The following is a 22564-nucleotide window of genomic DNA, read 5'->3' on the forward strand; positions in this document are numbered from 1 at the left end:
ATTCCTCAACGGATCGCCGCCTTAGCGGTCGACCTCGCCGAACACGAGATCGTAAGTGCCGATCATCGCCACGACGTCGGCCAGCATGTGGCCCTTGACGATGGCGTCCATCGACGAAAGGTGCGCGAAGCCCGGCGCGCGCAGCTTCACGCGGAAGGGCTTGTTCGCGCCGTCGGAGACCAGGTAGCAGCCGAATTCGCCCTTGGGCGCTTCAACCGCGGCGTAGGTCTCGCCGGCCGGCACGCAGTAGCCTTCCGAGAACAGCTTGAAGTGGTGGATCAGGGCTTCCATGTCGTCCTTCATGTCCTCGCGCTTGGGCGGAGCGACCTTGAAGTTGTCGACGATGACCGGGCCCGGGTTGGCCTTCAGCCACTTCACGCACTGCTTGATGATGCGGTTGGACTGGCGCATCTCTTCGACGCGTACCAGGTAACGGTCGTAGCAGTCGCCGTTGACGCCCACCGGGATGTCGAAGTCGACCTCGGCGTACTTGGCGTACGGCTGCTTCTTGCGCAGGTCCCAGGCGATGCCCGAACCGCGGATCATCGCGCCGGTCATGCCCCAGGCCAGCGCCTGCTCGGGCGAGACGACACCGATGCCGACGGTGCGCTGCTTCCAGATGCGGTTGTCGGTGAGCAGCGTCTCGTACTCGTCGACGCGCTTGGGGAAGTCGTCGGTGAAGGCGTCGAGGTAATCCAGCATCGAGCCTTCGCGCCATTCGTTGAAGCGCTTGAGCTTGCCGCCCTTGCGCCACGGCGATTCCTTGTACTTGGGCATGCGGTCCGGCAGGTCGCGGTACACACCGCCCGGACGGTAATACGTGGCATGCATGCGCGCGCCGGAGACCGCTTCGTAGCAGTCCATCAGCTCTTCGCGCTCGCGGAACGCGTACAGGAACACCGCCATCGCACCCAGGTCGAGCGCGTTGGAACCGATCCACATCAGGTGGTTCAGGATGCGGGTGATCTCGTCGAACATCGTGCGGATGTACTGCGCACGCTCCGGCGCCTCGATGCCCAGCAGGGTCTCGATCGCGCGCACGTAGGCGTGCTCGTTGCACATCATCGACACGTAATCCAGGCGATCCATGTAACCAATCGACTGGTTGAACGGCTTGGACTCGGCGAGCTTCTCGGTGCCGCGGTGGAGCAGGCCCACGTGCGGATCGGCGCGGTGGATGACCTCGCCGTCCATTTCCAGGATCAGGCGCAGCACACCGTGCGCGGCCGGATGCTGCGGGCCGAAGTTCAGCGTGTAGTTGCGGATCTCGGCACCGCTGCCGAGGCCGGACGTGCTGGACACGCCGTTGGACATCTGGGCGCTCACTTCTTCACCTCGCCGCGCTGCGCGGCCTCGCCCTGCGCGGTCTCGTAGCGGGCGTCGTCACGGATCACGCGCGGCACGGCCACGCGCGGCTCGATCGAAACGGGCTCGTACACCACGCGCTTCTTGTCGGCGTCGTAGCGCACTTCGACGTTGCCGATCAGCGGGAAATCCTTGCGGAACGGATGGCCGACGAAACCGTAGTCGGTCAGGATGCGGCGCAGGTCCGGGTGGCCTTCGAAGACGATGCCGTACAGGTCGAACGCCTCACGCTCGAACCAGTTCAGGCCCGGCCACACCGGCGTCAGCGAATCCACCACCGGCAGCTCATCGTTGTCGGCGAAGGTGCGCAGGCGCACGCGAGCGTTGTGCTGGTACGACAGCAGGTGCGCGACGGCGGCAAAACGGCGCTCCGGTGCGGCCGCGGCGCCGTTTGGCTGCTCGCCCCACACGAAGCGGCCGGCACTCTTGCCTTCCACGCCACGCGAGAAGCCTTCGGAGGACACATCGGTGTCCCACTCGTCGCTGCCGTAGCTGAGGTAGTCGACGCCGCTGATGTCCACGGCCTGCTCGAAGCCGAACTCATCACGCAGGGCCAGCGCGGTGGCAAGCCACTGCGCCGCGGTGACGTCGATGGTGATCTCACCGCGCGGCTGCGCGACGACGATCATGGCATCGGCGAAACGAGCGCCCAGGCGATCGGCAAAGGCTTGTGCGGTCTCGACCATGTCAGCGGACACCCTGCGGGTTTTCGCCGAAGTTGGTGCCGCGACGGATCTTCTTCTGCAGCTGCAGGATGCCGTAGACCAGCGCTTCGGCGGTCGGCGGGCAACCCGGCACGTAGACGTCGACGGGCACGATGCGGTCGCAACCGCGCACCACCGAGTACGAGTAGTGGTAGTAGCCGCCGCCGTTGGCGCAGCTGCCCATCGAGATGACCCACTTCGGGTCCGGCATCTGGTCGTAGACCTTGCGCAGCGCCGGGGCCATCTTGTTGACCAGCGTGCCGGCCACGATCATCACGTCGGACTGGCGCGGCGACGGGCGGAACACCACGCCGTAGCGGTCCAGGTCCAGGCGCGCGGCACCGGCGTGCATCATCTCGACCGCGCAGCAGGCCAGGCCGAACGTCATCGGCCACATCGAGCCGGTGCGCGCCCAGTTCCACAGCGCGTCCATGCTGGTGGTGACGAAGCCGTTCTGCAGCAGCGGGTTGTCGCCCTCGGGGCGCAGGATGTCGTCCAGCCGCCCTTCGGGCAGCGGGTTGTGCATGAGGTCAGAGACGCTCTGGATCACTCCCATTCGAGCGCTCCCTTCTTCCAGACGTAGACGAAGCCGAGCAAGAGCATGCCGGCGAAGATGCCCATTTCGATCAGGCCGACGACACCGAGTTCGCGGAACACGGTGGCCCAGGGCACGATGAAGATGATTTCCAGGTCAAAGATGATGAACTGGATGGCGATGAGGTAATAGCGCACATCGAACTGCATGCGCGCATCCTCGAACGCCTCGAAGCCGCACTCGTAGGGCGCGAGCTTCTCAAGGGTCGGGCGCTGGGGGCCGAGCACTTTGCCCACCACCAGCAGGGCGACGCCGATACCTCCGGCGACGATCAGGAACAGCAGGGTCGGCAGGTATTCGGCCAGCACTCGATGTTCTCTCGCTTCGTTTAGCTCGATCGCGTGAGTCGCGACCTGGCTCGGCGGCAGCCGCCTGGGTGATCCCCGCGCGAGACTCGGCCCGCCGTGCGTGCCGCACCTCGGTCGGTGGTGCTAGTGCTGCAACAGTTCTCTTACAGCAGTGTTGTTCGGTGTGGTGCCCAAGGGGGGACTCGAACCCCCACGACTTACGTCGCTACCACCTCAAGGTAGTGCGTCTACCAATTCCGCCACCTGGGCAATCAAACCTGTTTTGCCGTCCTGACTGCGACCGTGCCGTGTGGGGCTTTGGTCGCTTCCGGTCATCGCTGACCGTACCCGGCAATCCGTGCCGGGCCGATGAAATCAAAGTTTACCGCGTTAGCTCAGCCGCCCGCAGGGGGTTGCGGCTTTGCCGGTTCCGGCGACTGGGCGGCCGGCGCCTGCTCAGGTGAGGCCGGAGTAGCCCCCTGACCCGCAGGAGCCTGCTCTGCCGGAGCCTGCGGAATCGTCGCAGCCGGGGCCGGAGCCTGCGTCGGCGCGGCCGGAATCGCGGCATTGCCGGCGGTCGGCGCGACCGGAACCGCAGGGACCTCGGCCATCACGCCGCTCGGCGTCGGACCGGTGTCGCCGGTGGCCTTGCGCGTGGCCTGCCAGGCCATGAAGAGGCTGATCGCGAAGAACGCGATGGCAAGCCACTTCGTCGCCTTGGAAAGGAAGTTCGCCGAACCGCGCGCGCCGAAGACGGTCGCCGAGGCGCCGCCGCCGAAACCGGAGCCGGCCTGGGCACCCGCGCCGCGCTGCATCAGGATCAACGCAATCATCGCGATCGCGATCAGCACGTAGATGACGTTGAGGATCAACAGCATCGTTGGGTTCTGCTATTCGTCTCGTGAGCGACGTCCGGCGGACGGATCCGCGTTTCGTCAGGGCGCCGCCGCAACTGCGATGGCGTGGAAGTCTTCGGCCACCAGCGAGGCGCCTCCGACCAGGCCGCCATCGACGTCCGGCTGCGCAAACAGCGCGGCGGCATTGTCGGCCTTCACGCTTCCGCCGTACAGGATCGGAAGCGAGCCAGCGATTCTAGCATCGCGCGCAGCGATTTCGCTACGGATGAATGCGTGGGCCTGCTGGGCCTGTTCCGGGGTGGCGGTCCGGCCCGTGCCGATGGCCCAGACGGGCTCGTAGGCGACGATCGCGCCTTCGAACACGTCCTTGCCGCCCAGCGCGAACAGCGGTTCCAGCTGCTCCTGGATGCGCCACTCGGTCTGGTCGTCCTCGCGCTCGGACAGGCTCTCGCCCACGCAAAGGATCGGCGTGAGCCCGGCCGCCTTGCAGGCGAGGAACTTGCGCGCGACCAGCTTGCTGGTCTCGCCGTGGTACTGGCGGCGCTCGGAGTGGCCGACCAGGCCGTAGGTCGCGCCCACGTCCTTGAGCATCTCCGCGGAGACCTCGCCGGTGTAGGCGCCCTTCTGGTTCGCGCTGACGTCCTGCGCGCCGAAGGACAGGCCGCGTTCGCCGTAGCGCGCGACCAGCCCGGCCAGGTACGGCAGCGGCGGCAGGATCAGGCGCTCCACGCCCTGCGGCGCCGACTTCTCGACCAGCGCATCGAGCAACTCCAGCGCGAAGCGGCGATCGCCGTGCAGCTTCCAGTTTCCGGCAACGATTTTGCGGCGCATGGCCACTCCTTCGAGTATTCGGGGATCTACGGCGCGAACGTCCGGCCGCGAGCGGCGGCAAGTTTACTCCACGTCGGCGAGAATCCGGACCCATGAGCACGCACGACGACGCGAACGCGCAACTTCTGAAAGGTTTCCCCACGATCGCCGCACGCGATGCGCGCGTGCTGATCCTGGGCTCCATGCCCGGCGTCGCCTCGTTGCAGGCGCGGCGCTACTACGCACATCCGCACAACCGCTTCTGGCCGATCATGGGCGCGCTGGTGGGCGCCGACCCTGCCCTGCCCTACGCGCGCCGCGTGGCCGCGCTGAAGGCCGCGGGCATCGCGGTGTGGGACGTGCTCGATCGCTGCGAACGCGAAGGCAGCCTGGACTCGGCGATCCGCGACGCGACCGCTCAGGCCAACGATTTCGCCGCGTTCTTCCGCCGCCATCGCCAGGTGCGGGCGGTGCTGTTCAACGGCGCCAAGGCCGAGGCTGCCTACCGCCGCCATGCGCCGCGGCTGGAGGACTTCGGCGTGCGCGCCTGGCGACTGCCTTCCACCAGCCCGGCCAACGCGTCCGTCGCGCCCGCAAAAAAACTGGCCGCCTGGCGCGAAGCGCTGCAGGCGGCCGGTGTCCTCGTCGCGAACGAAGAACGCTGAGGGTTTATTTCAGCTTGATCTCACGCAGGCGCTCTTCCAGGTAGCCGTGCGCGGTGATCGCGTCCGGATAGCGGTTCGGATTCTCGGCCGTGACGCACGAAGGCAGCACGTCGATCAGGAAATCCGGATTGGGGTGCAGGAAGAACGGCGTCGAGTAACGCGGCTGGCGCGCCTTCTCGCCCTGCGGATTGACCACGCGGTGTGTGGTGGACGGATACACGTGGTTGGTCAGGCGCTGCAGCATGTCGCCGATGTTGACCACGATGGTGTCGGCGTTCGCGGTAAATGGCACCCACTCGCCCTTGCGCGAAAGCACTTCCAGGCCCTCGGCGCTGGCGCCGACCAGCAGCGTGATGAGGTTGATGTCCTCATGCGCGCCGGCGCGGACGTTGGGGATGTCGTCGGTGGTGATCGGCGGATAGTGGATCGGGCGCAGGATCGAGTTGCCCGAGTTCGTCTTGTCGGCGAAGTAGGTCTCCGGCAGACCGATGTGCAGCGCCAGCGCGCTCAGCACGCGCGAACCCAGCTGGTCCAGCGATTCGTACAGGCCATAGGCCTGCGCGCGGAACTCGGGAAGCTCCTCCGGCCACAGGTTCGGCGGCATCACGTCGGCGTACTTCGAATCGCGCGGGATCTCGCGCCCGACGTGCCAGAACTCCTTGAGGTCGAAGTGCTTGGAGTCCTTCGCCGTCTCCACGCCGAACGGCGTGTAGCCGCGCGCGCCGCCGCTACCCGCGACGTGGTACTTGCGCTTGACGTCCTCCGGCAGCGCGAAGAAGCGCTTGAACACGTCGTAGACCGCATCGATCTGCGTGTCCGCAATGCCATGGCCGCGAATGCCGGCGAAGCCCCACTCGCGGTACGCCGCACCGAGCTCGGCCACGAAGGCCTCGCGATCGCCCGGACTGGCGGGATCGGTGAAACGACGGATGTCGAGGGTCGGGATGCGGTTCACGGGGGTTCCTGGGACGAAGGTGACGTTAGCCGCACATGATAGCGCCAGGGCGCACCGGCCCAGGGCGAGACCTTCCCGCAGGCCGGTTCAGGTTCGCATGCCTTCCTGCACGGGGACTTGCAGTTGGCGGATAATGGCGCCCTTTTTTCGCCTTGGCTCCCCCCACAAGACGAATGGACACCGTCATCATTCCTCCCCGCCGCCAGCGTGCGCTGGCCTGGCTCACCGGCCTCATCCTCGGCAACGCCGTGCTGGCGGTGCTCATCACGCTGAGCAACATCCCGCTGACCGATGCCGCCAGCCGCTGGCACTCGGCGCTGTTCCTGATGCTCGCCCTGCCCGGCCATTTCATCTTCTTCGGCACGCTGGTTGCGCTGCCGGCGTACCTGCTCGGCCGCTTCGTGCGAAATCCGCGCTGGATGATCGTCGTCGCCGTGACGCTGCAGACGCTGTGGATCTGCCTGTTGCTGGCCGATGCGAAGGTCTTCGCGCTCTACCGGTTCCACCTCAATGCGATGGTGGTGAACATGATCTTCGGCGGCGCGCTGCAGGATCAGGTCACCTTCTCGGCGAAGATGTGGGCGCTGCTCGCGTTCGGCGGCGCGGCGCTGTTGACGCTGCAGGTCGTCGCGGCGCGGCTGTGGTGGAAGGCACTGCGCCGCAAGCCTTCGCTGCTGCGCATCCGCCTGGCGTGGTGGATCGCCGGCGCACTGTTCCTGATCAGCCAGGCGATGGTCGCTTACTCGGATGCTCGCGGCGACCGCGCCGTCATGTCGCAGCTCACCTACATCCCGTGGGCGCAGCCCATCACCCTGAAGAACGCGCTGCACCGCTTCGGCGTGCAGACCGCCAAGGCGGTCGAGCTGCCTGATACGGGCGATCGCCTGGGTTACCCGCGCCGCGCGCCGCAATGCGCGGCCACGCCCGGGTTGAACGTGCTGGTGATCCTGGTCGAATCGCTGCGCCATGACGTGCTCGACCCGGCGGTGATGCCCAACACCTGGCGCTATGCGCAGGACGCGCAGTGGTTCCAGAACCACTTCAGCACGGGCAACGCGACGCGCTTCGGCCTGTTCGGCCTGATGTACGGGCTGCCGGGCGGGTACTGGCAATCGATGCTGGCCGAGCAGCGCGGCCCGGTCCTGATCGACCGCATGAAAGCCGACGGCTACGCGATGCACATCTACGGCAGCGCGCCGCTGTACAGCCCGGAGTTCGACCGCACCGTGTTCTCGCAGGTGCGCGATCGCATCGTCAACGGTCCGTCCAACCTCAAGAGCGCCGAGCGCGACCGCAACGTCGTCTCGCGCATGCAGGCCGACATCCGCAACCATCCGGCAGGCAAGCCGTTCTTCGGCTTCGTATTCCTCGACTCGCCGCATGCGCCCTACCACCTGCCCAACGGCTACCGCGCGCGGTTCGAGCCGATGGCGCAGGAAGTGAACTTCCTCAACCTCGGCCCGGATCACGATCCCACACCGGAGCTCAACCGCTACCGCACGGCGGTCCACTACAGCGACGAGCTGATCGGCGAACTGCTCGAAACACTTGCCGACAGTCCGCTGGCCGCGAACACCGTGGTGCTGATCACCGGCGACCACGGCGAGGAGTTCAACGACCTGCACAAGAACTACTGGGGTCACAACGGCAACTTCTCGGACTACCAGCTGCGCACGCCGTTCGTGCTGCACTGGCCCGGCCGTCCCGCGCGTCGCGTGGACACGCTGACCTCGCACGAGGATTTCGTTCCCACCGTGATGCGTCACGCGCTGGGCTGCAGCAGCGACAGCGCGGACTATTCGACCGGCCTGGACCTCTTCGGCGAGATTCCGGCGAAGCGTCCGCTGCTGGTGGAAAGCTGGTCGCAGCGCGGCATCCGCGATGGCGCGCTGATCTACCTGTTCGACAACTTCGGCTCGGCCAGCGTCGTGGATCGGCACTATGAGCCGATCGAGGACGCACAGGTGTCTGCGGATGCGGTGAGCGAATCGTGGGAAATGCTCACGCGCTTCAAGAAGCGCTGAGTTCCCAGGTGGCGGCGCGGGAGTACGGACCCGCCGCCAAACGGTCGTGGAGGGCGCGCCGCCCTCCTGCGTCTTGTCACGGGAACGCCACCGTGAGCCCTTCTCCCGCGCAGGGAGAAGGAGCGTTCCTCACGCGGCGTCGCGCACCGCCGCTGCGAGCTTGTCCAGCGTGTCCTGCATCAGCACGGCATCGTCGGCTTCGACGGTGACGCGCACCACCGGCTCGGTGCCGGACGGGCGCAGGAAGGCACGTCCGCGACCGGCGACGGCCTGCTCGGCCTGTACCAGCGCGGCCTTCACCGAAGCGGCTTCGGCCGGCCTGGAGCCCGCGGCGAAGCGCACGTTGATCGTCTTCTGCGGCACCTTGCGGAAGCCGTCCAGCGCATCGCGCAGCGACACGCCGCGACGACGCAGCACTTCCAGCACCTGCAGCGCGCTGACGATGCCGTCGCCCGTGTTGGAGCGGTCCAGGCAGAGGATATGGCCCGAAGCCTCGCCGCCGAGCACGCCGCCGTTGTTCACCAGTTGCTGGTGCACGTAGCGATCGCCCACCTTGGCGCGGATGAAGTCGATGCCGCGCTCGGCGAAGGCGCGCTCCAGCGCGTAGTTGGTCATCAGCGTGCCGACGACCGGGCCGCGCAGGCGGCCGGACTGCTGCCAGTCGGTGGCCATCACGTACAGCAGGTCGTCGCCGTCGCAGACCGCGCCGTTGCCGTCGACGAACAGCACGCGGTCGCCGTCGCCGTCGAAGGCGATGCCGATGTCCGCGCCGGTGGCGCGCACGTGCGCAACCAGCGTGTCCGGATGGGTCGAACCGACGCCGTCGTTGATGTTGATGCCGCTGGGGTCGATGCCGATGGCGTCGACACGCGCGCCCAGTTCGCGCAGCACGAGCGGCCCGAGCTGGTAGGCCGCGCCGTTCGCGCAGTCCATCGCGATGCGCAAGCCGCCCAGGTCGAACCCCTTGGGCACCGAGTTCTTGCAGTGTTCGATGTAGCGGCCCAGCGCGTCGCGCGTACGTACCGCCTTGCCGAGCTGTTCGGACGGCACGGTGCGGAAGGGCTGCTCCAGCGCGGCCTCGATGGCCAGTTCGGTGGCGTCGTCGAGTTTCTCGCCCTCGGCGGAGAAGAACTTGATGCCGTTGTCGTGGTGCGGGTTGTGCGAGGCGGAAATCACGATGCCGCCGTCGGCGCGCATCGAGTGAGTCAGGTGCGAGACGGCCGGCGTCGGCATCGGGCCCATCAGCTGCACGTCGACGCCTGCGGCGACCAGTCCAGCCTCGAGCGCCGCCTCGAACATGTAGTTGGAGATGCGCGTGTCCTTGCCGATGATCACCACCGGGTTGCGCCAGTCACGACGCGGCAGTGCGTGGCCGTAGGCATTGCCCAGGCGCAGGACGAAGTCGGCCGAGATCGCCCCCTCGCCCACACGCCCGCGGATGCCGTCGGTGCCGAAGTAACGGCGGCTCACGCGCGGCTCCCCTCGGAGACGGCCTCGTCTTCCTGCGGCTGGGGCTGCTTCATCATCAGGGCGAACAGCGTGGCGAGGCGATCGCGCAGCTCGCGGCGGTCGCAGATCTGGTCGAGGGCGCCGTGTTCGAGCAGAAATTCCGAACGCTGGAAGCCTTCCGGCAGCGTCTCGCGCACCGTCTGCTCGATCACGCGCGGGCCGGCGAAGCCGATCAGCGCTTCGGGCTCGGCCAGGTTGAGATCGCCCAGCATCGCGAAGGATGCGGATACGCCGCCGGTGGTGGGGTGCGTCATCACGGAGATGAAAGGCAGCCCCTTCGCGCGCATGCGGCCCAGCGCGGCCGAGGTCTTGGCCATCTGCATCAGCGAGAACAGGCTTTCCTGCATGCGCGCACCGCCGGTCGCGGTGAAGCAGACCATGGGGCAGCCCAGCTCGACGGCACGCTCGGCGGCGCGGGTGAAGCGTTCACCGACGACCGAGCCCATCGAGCCGCCCATGAAGGCGAAATCGAACGCGGCGGCCACCAGCGGGCGCTGCTTGAGCGTGCCTTCCATCGCGACCAGCGCGTCGCGCTCGCCGGTGGATTTCTGCGCGGCCTTGATGCGGTCGCCGTAACGCTTCTGGTCCCGGAACTTGAGCACATCGGTCGGGCCGAGCTCGGCCGCGATCTCGCGCGTGCTGCCTTCATCCAGCAGCGCCGCCAGGCGGACGCGGGCGCGGATGGGCATGTGGAAGCTGCATTTCGGGCAGACCTCGAGGTTCTCCTCGAGCTCCGGGCGGTAGAGCACGGCGCCGCAGCGATCGCACTTTTCCCACAGACCTTCGGGCACGCTGCGACGCTTGGCGGCGGCGGCGTCGGTGCGGATGCCCGAGGGCATGAGTTTCTTGAGCCAGGACATGCGTTGAGAGTATTCCCGTTCGGCGTGAAGAAAGCCGGAGCGGATCCGGCCGAGCGGGGCAGTTTAGCGCAGCGGGCGGCGGCGGCCGCGCGCCCTCTCAGGCCGGATGGGCGGCGGCCGATACGGTGTCAAGCGCGGCGCGCAGCGGCGCCAGGAACATGCGGGCCTGTATGGCCGGATCGCCGGCCTCGGCCAGGGCCGCCACCAGGGCACTGCCCACCACCACGCCCTCGGCTTCACGGGCCATCGCCGCCGCGCTTTCGGCGTCCTTGATGCCGAAACCGGCGACCACGGGCACGCGGCTGCGCTGGCGGATCGCATGCAGGCGTTCGCTGGCCGCACCGGTATCGAGGCGATCGGCACCGGTCACGCCGGCGAAGCTCACGTAGTAGAGATAGCCCTGCGCATCCGCGCACAGCCGTTCCAGGCGTTCGTCCGTGGTCGTGGGCGAGGCGAGCAGGATCAGCGCCAGCCCGTGCGCATCGAATGCATTTCGGAACTCGGCCGCCTCTTCCGGCGGCAAGTCCACCAGCAGCACACCGTCCACGCCGGCCTCGACCGCGTCGCGGGCGAAGCGTTCGGCGCCGCGTATCTCGACGGGGTTGAGGTAACCCATCAGCACCACCGGTGTGTCGGCGTCGCGCTCGCGGAATTGGCGCACGGCCTCGAACACGAACGCCAGCCCCGCGCCGCGCGACAGCGCGCGCTCGGAACTGCGCTGGATCGTCGGCCCGTCCGCCATCGGATCGGAGAACGGCACGCCCAGTTCGATCACGTCGGCGCCCGCCTCCACCAGCGCGTGCATCACGGGCACGGTGGCCTCCAGCGAGGGATCTCCCGCGGTGAGAAACGGGATCAACGCCTTGCGGCGGGCGGAACGCAGCTGGGTGAAGCGTCGGTCGATTCGGTTCATTGCGAGGCCATGGTCTGGTGCTCCGCTTCAAGGGGAAGGCCCGGAAGGCGTGGGATGGGAGGGAGGGATGGTCCCGCCGCGTCCCCGACCTTCCCCTTGAAGCGCAGCGATGCCGCTAGAGCGAAATGCCTTCGCGCGCGGCGATGGTGTGGACGTCCTTGTCGCCGCGCCCGGAGAGGTTGCACAGCACCATCGCGTCGGCCGGGAGCTCGCGTGCGAGCTTGATGGCCTGCGCGATCGCATGGCTGGACTCCAGCGCCGGCAGGATGCCTTCCGTGCGCGAGAGCCGGTGGAACGCGGACAGTGCCTCGGCGTCGGTCACGCCGACGTACTGCGCGCGGCCGGTGTCCTTGAGGAACGCGTGCTCGGGACCGACGCCGGGATAGTCCAGGCCCGCGGACACCGAGTGCGTCTCGATGATCTGCCCGTCGTCGTCGCACAGCACGTAGGTGCGGTTGCCATGCAGCACGCCGGGGCGACCGGCCGCGAGCGAGGCGGCGTGGTGTCCGGTGGCGATGCCCTCGCCCGCTGCCTCGGCGCCGACCAGGCGCACGTCAGCATCGTTGAGGAAGGCGTGGAAGATGCCGATGGCGTTGCTGCCGCCGCCGACGCAGGCCGTGACGGCATCGGGCAGGCGGCCGTATTCGGCCAGCATCTGCGCGCGCGCCTCGCGGCCGACCACGGCATTGAAGTCGCGCACCATGCGCGGGTACGGATCGGGACCGGCCACGGTGCCGATGATGTAGAACGTATCGCGCACGTTGGTGACCCAATCGCGCATCGCTTCGTTGAGTGCGTCCTTCAGCGTCGCCGAACCGCTGGTCACCGGGATCACGGTCGCGCCCAGCAGCTTCATGCGGTAGACGTTGATCTTCTGGCGTTCGATGTCGGTGGCGCCCATGTAGACCACGCATTCCAGGCCCAGTCGCGCGGCCACGGTGGCGCTGGCCACGCCGTGCTGGCCGGCGCCGGTCTCGGCGATGATCCGGGTCTTGCCCATGCGGCTGGCGAGCAGCGCCTGGCCGATGGTGTTGTTGATCTTGTGCGCGCCGGTGTGGTTCAGGTCCTCGCGCTTGAGCAGGATGCGCGCGCCGCCGACCTCGCGGCTCAGCCGTTCGGCGAAGTAGATCGGACTCGGCCGGCCGACGTAGTGCGCCAGGTCGGCATCGAAGGCGGCGTTGAAGGCGGGATCGACGCGTGCGGCGTCGTAGGCGGCGGCCAGTTCCTCCAGCGGACCGATCAGCGTCTCGGCGACGAAGCGTCCGCCGTAGCGGCCGAAATGGCCGGAGGCGTCGGGGAAGGCGTGGAAGTCGGGACGGGACATGCTCGTGACTTTAGCGAACGACATGACGCCGGAACATGCATAAAATCGGACTGTCCTGTCAGAAAACCTCACACGTCCACATGAGCCGCGACCTACCCCCGCTCAATGCCCTGCGTGCCTTCGAGGCCGTGGCCCGGCTGGACAGCGTCAGTCGCGCCGCCGAGGAGCTGCATGTCACCCATGGCGCGGTGAGCCGCCACCTCAAGTCGCTGGAAGAGGCGCTGGGCACCGCACTGTTCGTGCGCGAGGGCCGGGGGCTGGCGCTGACGCCGGCCGGGCATCGCCTGCACGAGGCCGCCGAGGCGGCGTTCGGGCCGCTGCGCCAGGCCTGGTCCGAACTGCGCCGCCGGCCGTCCCAGGCACCGTTCGTGCTGGGTTGCCCGGGCAGCGTGCTGGCGCGCTGGATGATCCCGCGCCTGGACCGCCTCGCGCGCGAGCGTCCCGACCTGACCCTGCACCTGGCCGCCAGCGACACCGCGCCCGACGCCGCCCTGACGGGGCTGGACGCGGCGCTGCTCATCGCCAGCGGTCCCTGGCCGGCCGACTGGCAGGTCCACGAGCTCGCGCCCGAACGCATCGGCCCGGTCGTGAGCCCGCGCTTCGCCGGTTTCGAACGCCTGCGCGACGCAGCCCCGGAAGCGCTCGCGCACGAATCGCTGCTGCACACGCAGTCGCGGCCGCAGGCGTGGTCGGACTGGGCGGCCCGGTCGGGCGTCGATGCCGGCGCGCTATCGCCGGGCACCGGCTTTCCGCACCTGTACTACCTGCTGGAAGCGGCGAACGCGGGGCTCGGCGTGGCGATCGCACCCGAACCGCTGGTGACGGAAGACCTGGCCGCCGGGCGGCTGGTGGCGCCGTGGGGGTTCGTCGAAACCGACGCACGTTGGGCGCTGGTCGCGCGCAAACGTGGCAACGATCCGCGCGTGGCGGAACTCGCGCAGTGGTTGCGCGGTGCGTTGGCTGAAGGCTGAGACGCTCCGGGCCTACCGGGCCGCCGCGTCGGCGCGAGCGACTTCCTCGACGAACCGCCGCATCTTCGCGCCGTCCTTCTCGCCCGGCGCGGACTCGATGCCGCTGGAGACATCCACGCCCCACGGCCGCACCGCACGCACGGCGTCGAACACGTTGTCCGGATGCAGGCCGCCGGCAAGCAGGAACGGCCGGTCCAGATCATCCGGAATGCGCGACCAGTCGAAGCGGTGGCCGGTTCCGCCCGCCCCGCCCTTCGCGTGGCTGTCCAGCAGCAGGCCGACCGCGCCGGGATGACGCGACAACGCAGCCACGTCGGCATCGCCGCCCATCGCGACCGCCTTGAGATATGGCACGCCGAAGTCCCGACAAAACGCGTCGTTTTCGTCGCCGTGGAACTGGAGCAGCGTCGGGCGTACTTCGTCGATCACGCGCCGGACCAGCGCGGCCTCGTTGCCCATGAACAACGCGACGACCTCCACCAGCGGCAACGCCTGCGCACGCAGCGCGCGGGCCTGTTCAATCTCCAGCCGCCGCGAACTGCGCTGCGCGAAGACGAGTCCAACGGCATCCACGCCGAGCATGCACGCCAGCGCGACATCGTCCGCGCGCGTCATCCCGCAGAACTTGATGCGCGTGCGCAGCGGCGCGCGGTTCACAGCGTCACCTCGGCCGGCAGGTTCCACTGCGCCGGATAGCGCGGGCCGAGGAACACCAGCCCGGTCGGCGGCGCCGTCGGTCCGGCGACGGTGCGGTCGCGCACCTGCAGCAGGTCCGCGATCCAGTGCTCGGGTTTCTCGCCGCTGCCCACCATCAGCAGGCTGCCGACGATGTTGCGCACCATGTGGTGCAGGAAAGCGTTGGCCTGCACTTCGACTTCGACCACTTCGCCGTCGCGCGTCACGCGGATGTCCTGCAGTTCGCGCCATGCGTGCGGCGACTGGCAATGCACGGTGCGGAAGGAGGAGAAGTCGTTTTCGCCCAGCAGGGCCTGCGCGGCACGGTGCATGGCGTCGGCGTCGAGCGGGCGGCGCTCCCAGCTCAGGTACGGACGACCGAGCGCGGCGCGCACCGGGCGGTTGAGGATGCGGTAGCGGTAGCGGCGCGCCCGGGCGGAGAAGCGCGCGTGGAAATCCGACGCCACCGGCCGGCACCAGCGCACCGCGATCTGCGGCGGCAGGCGACTGGTGACGCCGAGCATCCAGCTGCGCGGATCGCGCGCGGCGTGGCTGTCGAAATGCACCACCTGGCAGGAGGCGTGCACGCCGGCGTCGGTGCGCCCGGCGCAGATGGTTTCCACGGGATGTCCGGCGACGAAGGAAATCGCTTCTTCGAGGGCAGCCTGCAGCGTCTGCTCGCCTTCGCGCTCGGGCTCGCCGTGCTTGCTCAGGCGCTGCCAGCCGCTGAAGCCGGTGCCGTCGTACTCCACGCCGAGCGCGAAACGGTTGGTGGGGGCGATGTCGGCTATGGAGGATTCGGCAGGAGTGTTCACGGGAAAGATGTGCGTTCCGGCGCTGCCCGGAATCGGGGGTCGTGCGGCATCGTGCTTCGCGGGGTGTGCGAAGGCAAATCGCGTTCTGAAGAAAACCGGCGCGGTGCGAATGCGGCGATGTGTGTCGTCGCCGCTTCGTTGGCCCTCACCCCAACCCCTCTCCCGCGGGGAGAGGGGCTCAAAACCTCATGCTCAGCCGAGGTCCTGCAGCATCCTCGACGCGGTCTGGCGCGCGGCCAGGTCGCCGTTGATGACGACTTCGCTCAGCAGCTGGCGCGCGCTCTCGCGGTCGCCCAGGTCGATGTAGGCGCGGGCGAGTTCCAGGCGCTCCTGGCCCGGCTGCGTCGCCAGCGTCGGCTCGACGTGACCGCGGCGGCCGTTGCCGCTGGCGGCGACGTGCCAGGCCGGCGCGATCGGGGCGGACGGCGTCGGCGGAGCCGTCGGACGGGCCTGCAGTGCCGGCTGCGGCGTCAGTTCGAAGGCGGGTTCGGCGCGCGCGGGAGACTCCGCGGCGCGCTCGATGACAGGTTCGGGCTCGAGCACCGGCTCGCGTTCGTCGAAGGTCTCGACCTCGCGCATTTCCAAATCGCCCCCCGGCGCGAACGCATCGGAGATGGACGGCGTCGCCGCCGCGCCTTCCGACGGCGCACGGAACACCGGCTTGGTCGGCCTGCGTCCCCACCACCAGCCGCCCAGCAGCGCCAGCAGCAGCGCGCCGCCGCCGATGGCCCACGGCAGCGCGGAGCCGGTCTGCGCGGCCTGCGTGTCGGCATTGCTCTTGGCCAGGCGCTGCTGCGCGGCGGCCAGCTCGCTGTCCTTCATCGCCACCAGTTGCTGCTGCTTCTGCTGCAGCTGCTCCAGCTCGGCGATGCGGCTCTTGAGTTCACGAACCTCGGCGTCGCGCGCGGCGACCGTCTCCTGGCTCGTCTGCAGTTCCTGTCGAAGCATGTCGCCCTCACCACCGGACTCGATGCCGGACTGGGTGCCCGCCTGGGTCGCGCGCGAGGCGTCCGGCGGAACGATTTCCAGACGGGCATCGGCCGTTGCCGCGCCACCCGCCGTTGCATTGTTGTTGGAGGCCGCGGCAGCGGCGGGCGCTGCACTGGCCGCCGAGGCGACGGCTCCTTCCAACGCCGGCTGCGGCACCGCGCGGCGCGCATTACGCCACTGCTGCACCTGCGTGGCGACCAGACGGCGCGCTTCGCCTGCGTCGACGCTGGCCAGCTCGTCGCCGGCCGGCATGTCGAGCACGGCGCCGGCCTTGAGGCGGTTGATGTTGCCGTCGATGAAGGCGTCGGGATTGGCGCGCAGCAGCGCGATCATCGCCTGATCCAGGCTGACCTCGCCCGGCATGCGGCCGGCGATGTCCGACAGCGTGTCGCCGCGGCGGACGGTGTAATCGCCCGACAGTTCGCGTGCGACGTCCGGCACCGGCGCACGCGGCGGCGTGGCGACGGCCACCTGCGGCTGCGGCTCGGGCTGCGGCGCGGCGGGGATGTCGCTGGCGTTCGCGTCGGCTTCGGCCGAGGTGTTCTCCTCGCGCGCCACGGCATTGGCGAGCGCTTCCTCGGGCGTCTGCTCGGGCGGCGCGGGCACCGCGGCGGTTTCGGCCGGGCGCTCGATGGTGTTGGGTTCGGAAACGACGGTCTCTTGGATCGCCGGCTGCAGCGGTGCGGACACCGTGCGCGGGGCATCGACCAGCGCGGCGTACTCGCGCACCAGACGGCCCTGGCCCCAGTCGACCGACACCAGGAAGGTCAGCAGCGGCTCACTGACGGGTTGTTCGGTGGTGACGCGGATGACCGGCCGACCAGCCGCATCCAGCGCCGAGGTGAACTGCAACTGCGCGACCAGCCCCATCGGCGGTTGCAGGCCGACGCGGGCGAAGACCATCGGCGAGGCGAGCTCGGCCTGCAGGTTCTCCAGCTCGGCGGGGTCGTTGGAGATGATCGGGATTTCGGCCAGGAACGGTTGCCCCAGCCGTGACTTGACCTCGATCTGCCCCAACCCCAGCGCCGAAGCGGCGCCACTGGCCACGGCCAAGGCCAGCCCCAGCGCGGTGCGCATGTAGCGTCTGGCGGAGCTTTGTTTGGCAACTTGTTGTTTCACTTCGGATCCCTGCCCTTCCCCGGCGCGACTCTAAGCCCTCGCCGGGGGACGGAGCAACGAAAACCGCCGCCGAATGCGACTTCGGCGGCGGATGGGGCCTTGCGGCGGGGTCAGCCGCGCTCGGCCAGGACCAGTTCGGCCAGCTGGACCGCGTTCAGGGCGGCGCCCTTGCGGATGTTGTCCGAGACGATCCACAGGTTCACCGCGCGCGGGTGCGAGAAGTCGTCGCGGATGCGGCCGACGTACACCGGGTCGTTGCCCGAAGCGTGCGTCACCGGCGTGGGATACCCGCCGGCCTTGGGCTCGTCCACCACTTCCACGCCCGGCGCGGTTTCCAGCAGCTTGCGCACATCCGCCGCGCTGATCTTCTCGCGCGTCTCCACGTTCACCGCCTCGGAGTGGCCGAAGAACACCGGCACGCGCACCGCGGTGGGATTCACCTGGATGCTGTCGTCGCCCAGGATCTTGCGCGTCTCCCACACCAACTTCATTTCTTCCTTGGTGTAGCCGTTGTCCTGGAACTCGTCGATGTGCGGGATCAGATTGAAGGCGATCTGCACCGGGAAGCGCTCCGGGTTGGGCTCCTGGAAGCTCAGCAGCGCGGCGGTCTGCCGGCCCAGCTCCTCCAGCGCCGAACGTCCACCGCCCGACACCGACTGGTACGTCGCCACGTTGATGCGCTCGATGCCGACCTTGCGATGGATCGGCGCCAGCGCGACGAGCATCTGCATGGTCGAGCAGTTCGGGTTGGCGATGATGCCGCGCGGGCGGTTGCCCACCTGCTCGGGGTTCACTTCCGACACGACCAGCGGCACATCGGCGTCGTAACGGAAGGCCGAGGAGTTGTCGATCACCACCGCGCCGGCCGCGGCGAACTTGGGCGCGTATTCCTTCGACACGCTGCCGCCGGCGGAGAACAGCGCGATGTCGATGCCGCTCGGGTCGAACGTCGCCAGGTCCTCCACCACGATTTTTTTCGCGCCGAACTCGATTTTCTCGCCGGCCGAACGCTCGCTGGCCAGCAGGTGCAAGGTGCCAATGGGGAATTTCCGCTCGACGAGGATGCGCAGCATCGCTTCGCCGACGGCGCCGGTTGCACCGACGATGGCTACATTGCAGGAGTTCTTGGCGTTCATTGGTTCCTTCTTCGTGGTTGGAGGAGGTCCGCCGGAACCATTCCGGCGGGTGTTGCGTTGACACGGACGGACTCAGCCAGCCGGGCCCGCGTCGCCGGTGTTACGGCGTCGCAGGTCGTTGATGGCATCCGGAGACAGCCACAGTACCGCATCCAGGTACTGCTGGATCACCGCGAGCACCGTCTCGCGGGGACCTTTTCGCCATTCCGGCGATCCATAGAAGGCATCCTGCCGGGCGTTCAGATCGGCCAGATCGTCGTAGGCGCGAATCAGGTAGTAGGCATCTTCCTTGTGGAGCGACGGCCCGAAGCTGACCACGTCGTGGCCGGCGGCGCGCAACAGCGGCACGGCGGCCTCGACGAATGCGCGGTGGAAGGTCAGCAGCGTGCCGGGCGCGAGCTGGTAGGTGCGGATCTGGATCAGGCGCTGCATGGCGGAATCCGTGAATTGGTAGCCCGGGTAAGCGGAGCGCACCGGGGTGTCGGCGGCGTGTCCGCATTATCCGACGGTGCGGCGAAGACAACGTGTGGCGGCGGTGGCAGCGTGGCCCCCGGTGCGGCCTTCGGCCTTACCCGGGCTACGGGTGCGTCGCTACTTCGACGCGCCCGGTTTTCGGGCATTCACCGGCGTCGGCGGATCGCCTGCGCGGGGGCCATGACCAAGCGCGGCGATCAGGTTCTCGACCGCCAGCGCCACCATCGCCCGGCGCGTGGCGAGGCTGCCGCTGGCGATGTGCGGCGTGAGCACGACGTTGCGCAGCGCGAGCAGGCGCGGGTTGATCGCCGGCTCGCCTTCGTAGACGTCCAGGCCGGCGGCGGCGAGGCGTCCGTGTTCCAGCGCATCGGCCAGCGCGTCCTCGTCGACGATGCCGCCGCGCGCGATGTTGGTCAGCGTCGCGGTCGGTTTCATCTTCGCGATCGCCGCCGCGTCGACGATGTGGTGCACGGCCGGCGAGTACGGCAGCACCAGGATGAGGTGGTCGGCCTGTGCGATGAGCGCGTCGAAATCGACATACGCGGCGTTGCATTCGCGTTCGACTTCGGCCGGCAGGCGCGAACGGTTGTGGTACAGCACGCGCATGCGGAAACCCGCCGCGCGTCGCGCGATGCCCTGCCCGATCCGGCCCATGCCGAGAATGCCGAGCGTCGCGCCGTGCACATCGCCGCCGAGCATCGTCTCGAAGCTCCACTGCCGCCATTGGCCGTCGCGCAGCCAGCGTTCGGATTCGGTGATACGGCGCGCGGCGGCCATCATCAGCGCGAAGCCGAAATCGGCCGTGGTTTCGGTCAGCACGTCGGGCGTGTTGGTGACGAGGATGCCCGCCGCCGTCAGCGCCGGCACGTCGAGGTTGTTGTAGCCCACGCCGACGTTGGCGATGGCGCGCAGGCGCGGCGCGTTCGCCACTTCCGCCGCCCCGATGGGATCGTTGAGCGTGACCAGCGCGCCGTCGCAGGTGGCGAGCGCAGCGGCGATCTCTTCAGACGGATGCTTGCCGACCTGCGCCGTTTCGATCACGTCGAAGTGTTCGCGCAGCCGCCCGACGATGTCGGCGAACAGCGGTTGCGAGACCCAGACGCGCGGGCGGGTTTCGGCCATCAGAGCTGCGCGGGAATGCGCGGCGTCACCTCGCCGACGTCGCCGCACTGCGCGCGATGACGCAGCGCCTGGTCCATCAGCACCAGCGCGACCATCGCCTCGCAGATGGGCGTGGCGCGGATGCCCACGCACGGGTCGTGGCGTCCGGTGGTGACGACTTCGGCGACGTTGCCGTCGGTGTCCAGGCTGTCGATCGGCAGGCGCAGGCTGGAGGTCGGCTTGAACGCGACCGAGCAGCGCAGCGGCTGCCCCGTGCTGATGCCGCCGAGGATGCCGCCGGCGTGATTGCTGGCGAATCCCTGCGGCGTCATCTGGTCGCGGTGTTCGCTTCCCTTCTGCGACACGACGCCGAAGCCGTCGCCGATTTCCACGCCCTTCACGGCGTTGATGCTCATCAGCGCCGACGCCAGTTCGCCGTCGAGCTTGCCGTAGATCGGTTCGCCCCAACCCGGCGGCACATTCGTAGCGATCACGTCCACGCGCGCGCCGACCGAATCGCCGGACTTGCGCAACGCGTCCATGTACAGCTCCAGCTCCGTCACCTGGCGCGTGTCGGGCCAGAAGAACGGGTTGTTCTCCACCGCCGACAGGTCGAAACCGTGCGGCACGATCTCGCCGATCTGCGACAACCAGCCCTGCACGCGCACGTCGAAACGCTCGGCCAGCCACTTCTTCGCGATCACGCCGGCGGCCACGCGCATCGTCGTCTCGCGCGCGGACGAACGCCCACCGCCGCGGGGGTCGCGGATGCCGTATTTCTGCCAGTAGGTGTAGTCGGCGTGGCCGGGGCGGAACTGCTGCGCGATCTTCGCGTAGTCCTTGCTGCGCTGGTCGGTGTTGCGGATCAGCAGCGCGATGGGTGTGCCGGTGGTGAGGCCCTCAAAGACGCCGCTGAGGATCTCGACCTCGTCGGCCTCGTGCCGCTGCGAGGTGTGGCGCGTGCGGCCGGTGGCGCGGCGCTCGAGATCGTGACGGAAGTCGTCCGGCGCGATCGCGATGCCCGGCGGACAGCCGTCGACCACGCAGCCGATGGCCGGGCCATGGCTTTCGCCGAAGGTGGTGACAGTGAGGAGTTTGCCGAAGCTGTTGCTGGACACATGAAGGCCCGTCGGGTGCGGGCATTCACTTTAGCAACCTCGTTTGGTTGCTGCTGGAACCAGCCGGTGCACTCGAAAAACCGTCATCACGGCGAAGGCCTGTCCTGAGCTTGTCGAAGCGCCGGGACCTAGGCCGATTGCGTAGCGGATCGCGGAAGATCGTCATCCCAGCGAAAGCTGGGATCCATTTTGCTTCTAAGGGTAAGGCGCGCACGTCAAAGGCAAGATGGATCCCAGCTTTCGCTGGGATGACGGTGAGGTGCGTGCGACGGTGATGGCCTGGGTCCCGGCCTACGCCGGGATGACGGCTCCGGCGTTACACCCGCGCATCTGTTACGCCCGCGCGTCCGCCAGCTCCTTGATCCGCGCGTGATGCTCCACCAGATCCGCACGCTCCACCACGAAGATGCCCATCTGCCCGACCTTGAACTCCACCCACGCCATGGGCAGCTCCGGCAGCAGTTCGACCAGCGCGTTCTCCGCCTCGCCGACTTCGCAGATCAGCAGGCCGTTCTCGCTCAGGTGATCGGGCGCGTCGCGCAGGATCTTCAGCGCCAGGTCCAGGCCGTCGTCGCCGGCACGCAGGCCCAGTTCGGGCTCGTGCGCGTACTCCTGCGGCAGCGCGTCGGTCTCGTCGTTGGTGACGTACGGCGGGTTGGTGACGATGAGGTCATACACCTGGCCCTGCAGCTGGTTGAACAGGTCCGACTTGCGCAGCGTGACGTTGCCGGCGTGCAGGCGTTCCTTGTTTTCCGCGGCGAGCGAGAGCGCTTCGTCGTTGATGTCCACGCCGTCCACCTGCCAGTGCGGGTGGTAGTGCGCGGTGGCGATGGCGATGCAGCCCGAACCGGTGCACAGGTCAAGCACGCGTTCGATCTCGCGGCCGCCCAGCCACGGCTCGTAGCCGTGCGGAATGAGTTCGGCGATCGGCGAACGCGGCACCAGGGCGCGGCGGTCGCTCTTGAAGCTCAGGCCGGCGAACCAGGCCTCGCCGGTCAGGTAGGCGGCCGGGATGCGCTCGGCGATGCGGCGCTCGAACAGCGCCAGCACCTTGGCCTGCTCGGCCGCGGTCACGCGCGAGGCGCCGTAGACGGGGCTCAGGTCGTGCGGCAGGTGCAGCGCGTGCAGGACCAGCTGCGTCGCCTCGTCCAGGGCGTTGTCGTAGCTGTGGCCGAAGGTCAGGCCGGCCTCGTTGAAGCGGCTGCCGCCGTAGCGGATCAGGTCGATGATCGAGACCTGCTCGAACTGGACGGGGCTGGGGGTCGCGGAGCCGGTCATGGCGAGGCCTTGCAGAGGG

Annotated in this window: 22 protein-coding genes and 1 tRNA gene; 3 read left to right on the forward strand and 20 right to left on the reverse strand. The window is 68.5% G+C overall.

Features of this window, described 5'->3' with window-relative positions; translation table 11 throughout:
• Nucleotides 1–21: 21 nt before the first annotated feature.
• From JI752_RS01710 to tpiA, 7 genes are all read right to left on the reverse strand, one after another.
• Nucleotides 22–1314, reverse strand: a complete 1293-nt coding sequence (locus JI752_RS01710; protein ID WP_216961721.1) for an NADH-quinone oxidoreductase subunit D — start codon at nucleotides 1312–1314, stop codon at nucleotides 22–24.
• Between the two features lie 8 nt (nucleotides 1315–1322).
• Nucleotides 1323–2051 (reverse strand): NADH-quinone oxidoreductase subunit C, encoded by a 729-nt coding sequence (locus JI752_RS01715; protein ID WP_216961727.1) that lies wholly within the window; start codon nucleotides 2049–2051, stop codon nucleotides 1323–1325.
• Between the two features lies 1 nt (nucleotide 2052).
• The gene (locus tag JI752_RS01720; RefSeq protein ID WP_216958356.1) at nucleotides 2053–2625 is read right to left on the reverse strand and encodes an NADH-quinone oxidoreductase subunit B; all 573 of its coding nucleotides are present in this window, start codon (nucleotides 2623–2625) and stop codon (nucleotides 2053–2055) included.
• Nucleotides 2616–2972, reverse strand: a complete 357-nt coding sequence (locus JI752_RS01725) for an NADH-quinone oxidoreductase subunit A (protein ID WP_216958357.1) — start codon at nucleotides 2970–2972, stop codon at nucleotides 2616–2618. Before JI752_RS01725 ends, JI752_RS01720 begins: the two co-directional genes overlap by 10 nt.
• 164 nt (nucleotides 2973–3136) lie before the next feature.
• Nucleotides 3137–3221: transfer RNA gene (locus tag JI752_RS01730), tRNA-Leu, on the reverse strand.
• A gap of 125 nt (nucleotides 3222–3346) precedes the next feature.
• The gene (gene secG / locus JI752_RS01735; protein ID WP_216958358.1) at nucleotides 3347–3829 is read right to left on the reverse strand and encodes a preprotein translocase subunit SecG; all 483 of its coding nucleotides are present in this window, start codon (nucleotides 3827–3829) and stop codon (nucleotides 3347–3349) included.
• 57 nt (nucleotides 3830–3886) lie between these two features.
• Nucleotides 3887–4639, reverse strand: coding sequence for a triose-phosphate isomerase (gene tpiA, locus JI752_RS01740; protein ID WP_216958359.1), 753 nt, complete (start codon nucleotides 4637–4639; stop codon nucleotides 3887–3889).
• 92 nt (nucleotides 4640–4731) lie between these two features.
• Here tpiA and JI752_RS01745 point away from each other — a divergent pair, with 92 nt between their 5' ends.
• Nucleotides 4732–5283 (forward strand): DNA-deoxyinosine glycosylase, encoded by a 552-nt coding sequence (locus tag JI752_RS01745; protein WP_216958360.1) that lies wholly within the window; start codon nucleotides 4732–4734, stop codon nucleotides 5281–5283.
• 4 nt (nucleotides 5284–5287) lie between these two features.
• On the opposite strand, the gene JI752_RS01750 is transcribed toward JI752_RS01745, so the two are convergent.
• Nucleotides 5288–6238 (reverse strand): 2-oxoglutarate and iron-dependent oxygenase domain-containing protein, encoded by a 951-nt coding sequence (locus JI752_RS01750; RefSeq protein ID WP_216958362.1) that lies wholly within the window; start codon nucleotides 6236–6238, stop codon nucleotides 5288–5290.
• A 173-nt stretch (nucleotides 6239–6411) separates the two neighbouring features.
• Here JI752_RS01750 and JI752_RS01755 point away from each other — a divergent pair, with 173 nt between their 5' ends.
• Nucleotides 6412–8262, forward strand: a complete 1851-nt coding sequence (locus JI752_RS01755; protein WP_216958364.1) for a sulfatase-like hydrolase/transferase — start codon at nucleotides 6412–6414, stop codon at nucleotides 8260–8262.
• 129 nt (nucleotides 8263–8391) lie between these two features.
• Here JI752_RS01755 and glmM read toward each other — a convergent pair whose 3' ends face one another.
• From glmM to trpB, 4 genes are all read right to left on the reverse strand, one after another.
• Nucleotides 8392–9732, reverse strand: a complete 1341-nt coding sequence (gene glmM, locus JI752_RS01760; protein WP_216958366.1) for a phosphoglucosamine mutase — start codon at nucleotides 9730–9732, stop codon at nucleotides 8392–8394.
• Nucleotides 9729–10631, reverse strand: a complete 903-nt coding sequence (gene accD / locus JI752_RS01765) for an acetyl-CoA carboxylase, carboxyltransferase subunit beta (RefSeq protein WP_216958368.1) — start codon at nucleotides 10629–10631, stop codon at nucleotides 9729–9731. Before accD ends, glmM begins: the two co-directional genes overlap by 4 nt.
• A 97-nt stretch (nucleotides 10632–10728) precedes the next feature.
• A complete protein-coding gene (trpA, locus tag JI752_RS01770) occupies nucleotides 10729–11544 on the reverse strand; it encodes a tryptophan synthase subunit alpha (RefSeq protein WP_216958370.1) in 816 nt (271 codons plus the stop codon).
• 115 nt (nucleotides 11545–11659) lie between these two features.
• Nucleotides 11660–12868: a tryptophan synthase subunit beta gene (gene trpB, locus JI752_RS01775; protein ID WP_216958372.1), complete on the reverse strand. Its 1209-nt coding sequence runs from the start codon at nucleotides 12866–12868 to the stop codon at nucleotides 11660–11662.
• 80 nt (nucleotides 12869–12948) lie between these two features.
• Between trpB and JI752_RS01780 the strand changes: the two genes are divergently transcribed.
• On the forward strand, nucleotides 12949–13839 hold the full coding sequence (locus tag JI752_RS01780) for a LysR family transcriptional regulator (RefSeq protein WP_216958374.1): 891 nt from the start codon (nucleotides 12949–12951) through the stop codon (nucleotides 13837–13839).
• A gap of 12 nt (nucleotides 13840–13851) precedes the next feature.
• On the opposite strand, the gene JI752_RS01785 is transcribed toward JI752_RS01780, so the two are convergent.
• The 8 genes from JI752_RS01785 to prmB form a co-directional block, all read right to left on the reverse strand.
• Nucleotides 13852–14496 carry a phosphoribosylanthranilate isomerase gene (locus JI752_RS01785; RefSeq protein WP_216958376.1) on the reverse strand — a complete coding sequence of 215 codons (645 nt, stop codon included), beginning with the start codon at nucleotides 14494–14496 and terminating at the stop codon, nucleotides 13852–13854.
• Complete coding sequence (gene truA / locus JI752_RS01790; RefSeq protein ID WP_216961729.1) at nucleotides 14493–15296, reverse strand: tRNA pseudouridine(38-40) synthase TruA; 804 nt, start codon at nucleotides 15294–15296, stop codon at nucleotides 14493–14495. The genes JI752_RS01785 and truA overlap by 4 nt, the downstream gene beginning before the upstream one ends.
• A 225-nt stretch (nucleotides 15297–15521) precedes the next feature.
• Nucleotides 15522–17396, reverse strand: a complete 1875-nt coding sequence (locus JI752_RS01795) for a FimV/HubP family polar landmark protein (protein ID WP_216958378.1) — start codon at nucleotides 17394–17396, stop codon at nucleotides 15522–15524.
• A 152-nt stretch (nucleotides 17397–17548) separates the two neighbouring features.
• Complete coding sequence (locus JI752_RS01800; RefSeq protein ID WP_216958380.1) at nucleotides 17549–18574, reverse strand: aspartate-semialdehyde dehydrogenase; 1026 nt, start codon at nucleotides 18572–18574, stop codon at nucleotides 17549–17551.
• Nucleotides 18575–18646: 72 nt separating this feature from the next.
• Nucleotides 18647–19006: an NIPSNAP family protein gene (locus JI752_RS01805; RefSeq protein ID WP_216958382.1), complete on the reverse strand. Its 360-nt coding sequence runs from the start codon at nucleotides 19004–19006 to the stop codon at nucleotides 18647–18649.
• Nucleotides 19007–19165: 159 nt separating this feature from the next.
• A complete protein-coding gene (locus JI752_RS01810) occupies nucleotides 19166–20170 on the reverse strand; it encodes a D-glycerate dehydrogenase (protein ID WP_216958384.1) in 1005 nt (334 codons plus the stop codon).
• Nucleotides 20170–21267: a chorismate synthase gene (gene aroC, locus JI752_RS01815; RefSeq protein WP_216958386.1), complete on the reverse strand. Its 1098-nt coding sequence runs from the start codon at nucleotides 21265–21267 to the stop codon at nucleotides 20170–20172. The genes JI752_RS01810 and aroC overlap by 1 nt, the downstream gene beginning before the upstream one ends.
• A gap of 333 nt (nucleotides 21268–21600) precedes the next feature.
• Nucleotides 21601–22545, reverse strand: a complete 945-nt coding sequence (gene prmB, locus JI752_RS01820; protein ID WP_216958387.1) for a 50S ribosomal protein L3 N(5)-glutamine methyltransferase — start codon at nucleotides 22543–22545, stop codon at nucleotides 21601–21603.
• Between the last annotated feature and the right edge of the window lie 19 nt (nucleotides 22546–22564).

Source organism: Lysobacter sp. MMG2, from assembly GCF_016735495.2.
Taxonomy (GTDB): Bacteria; Pseudomonadota; Gammaproteobacteria; order Xanthomonadales; family Xanthomonadaceae; genus Lysobacter_J.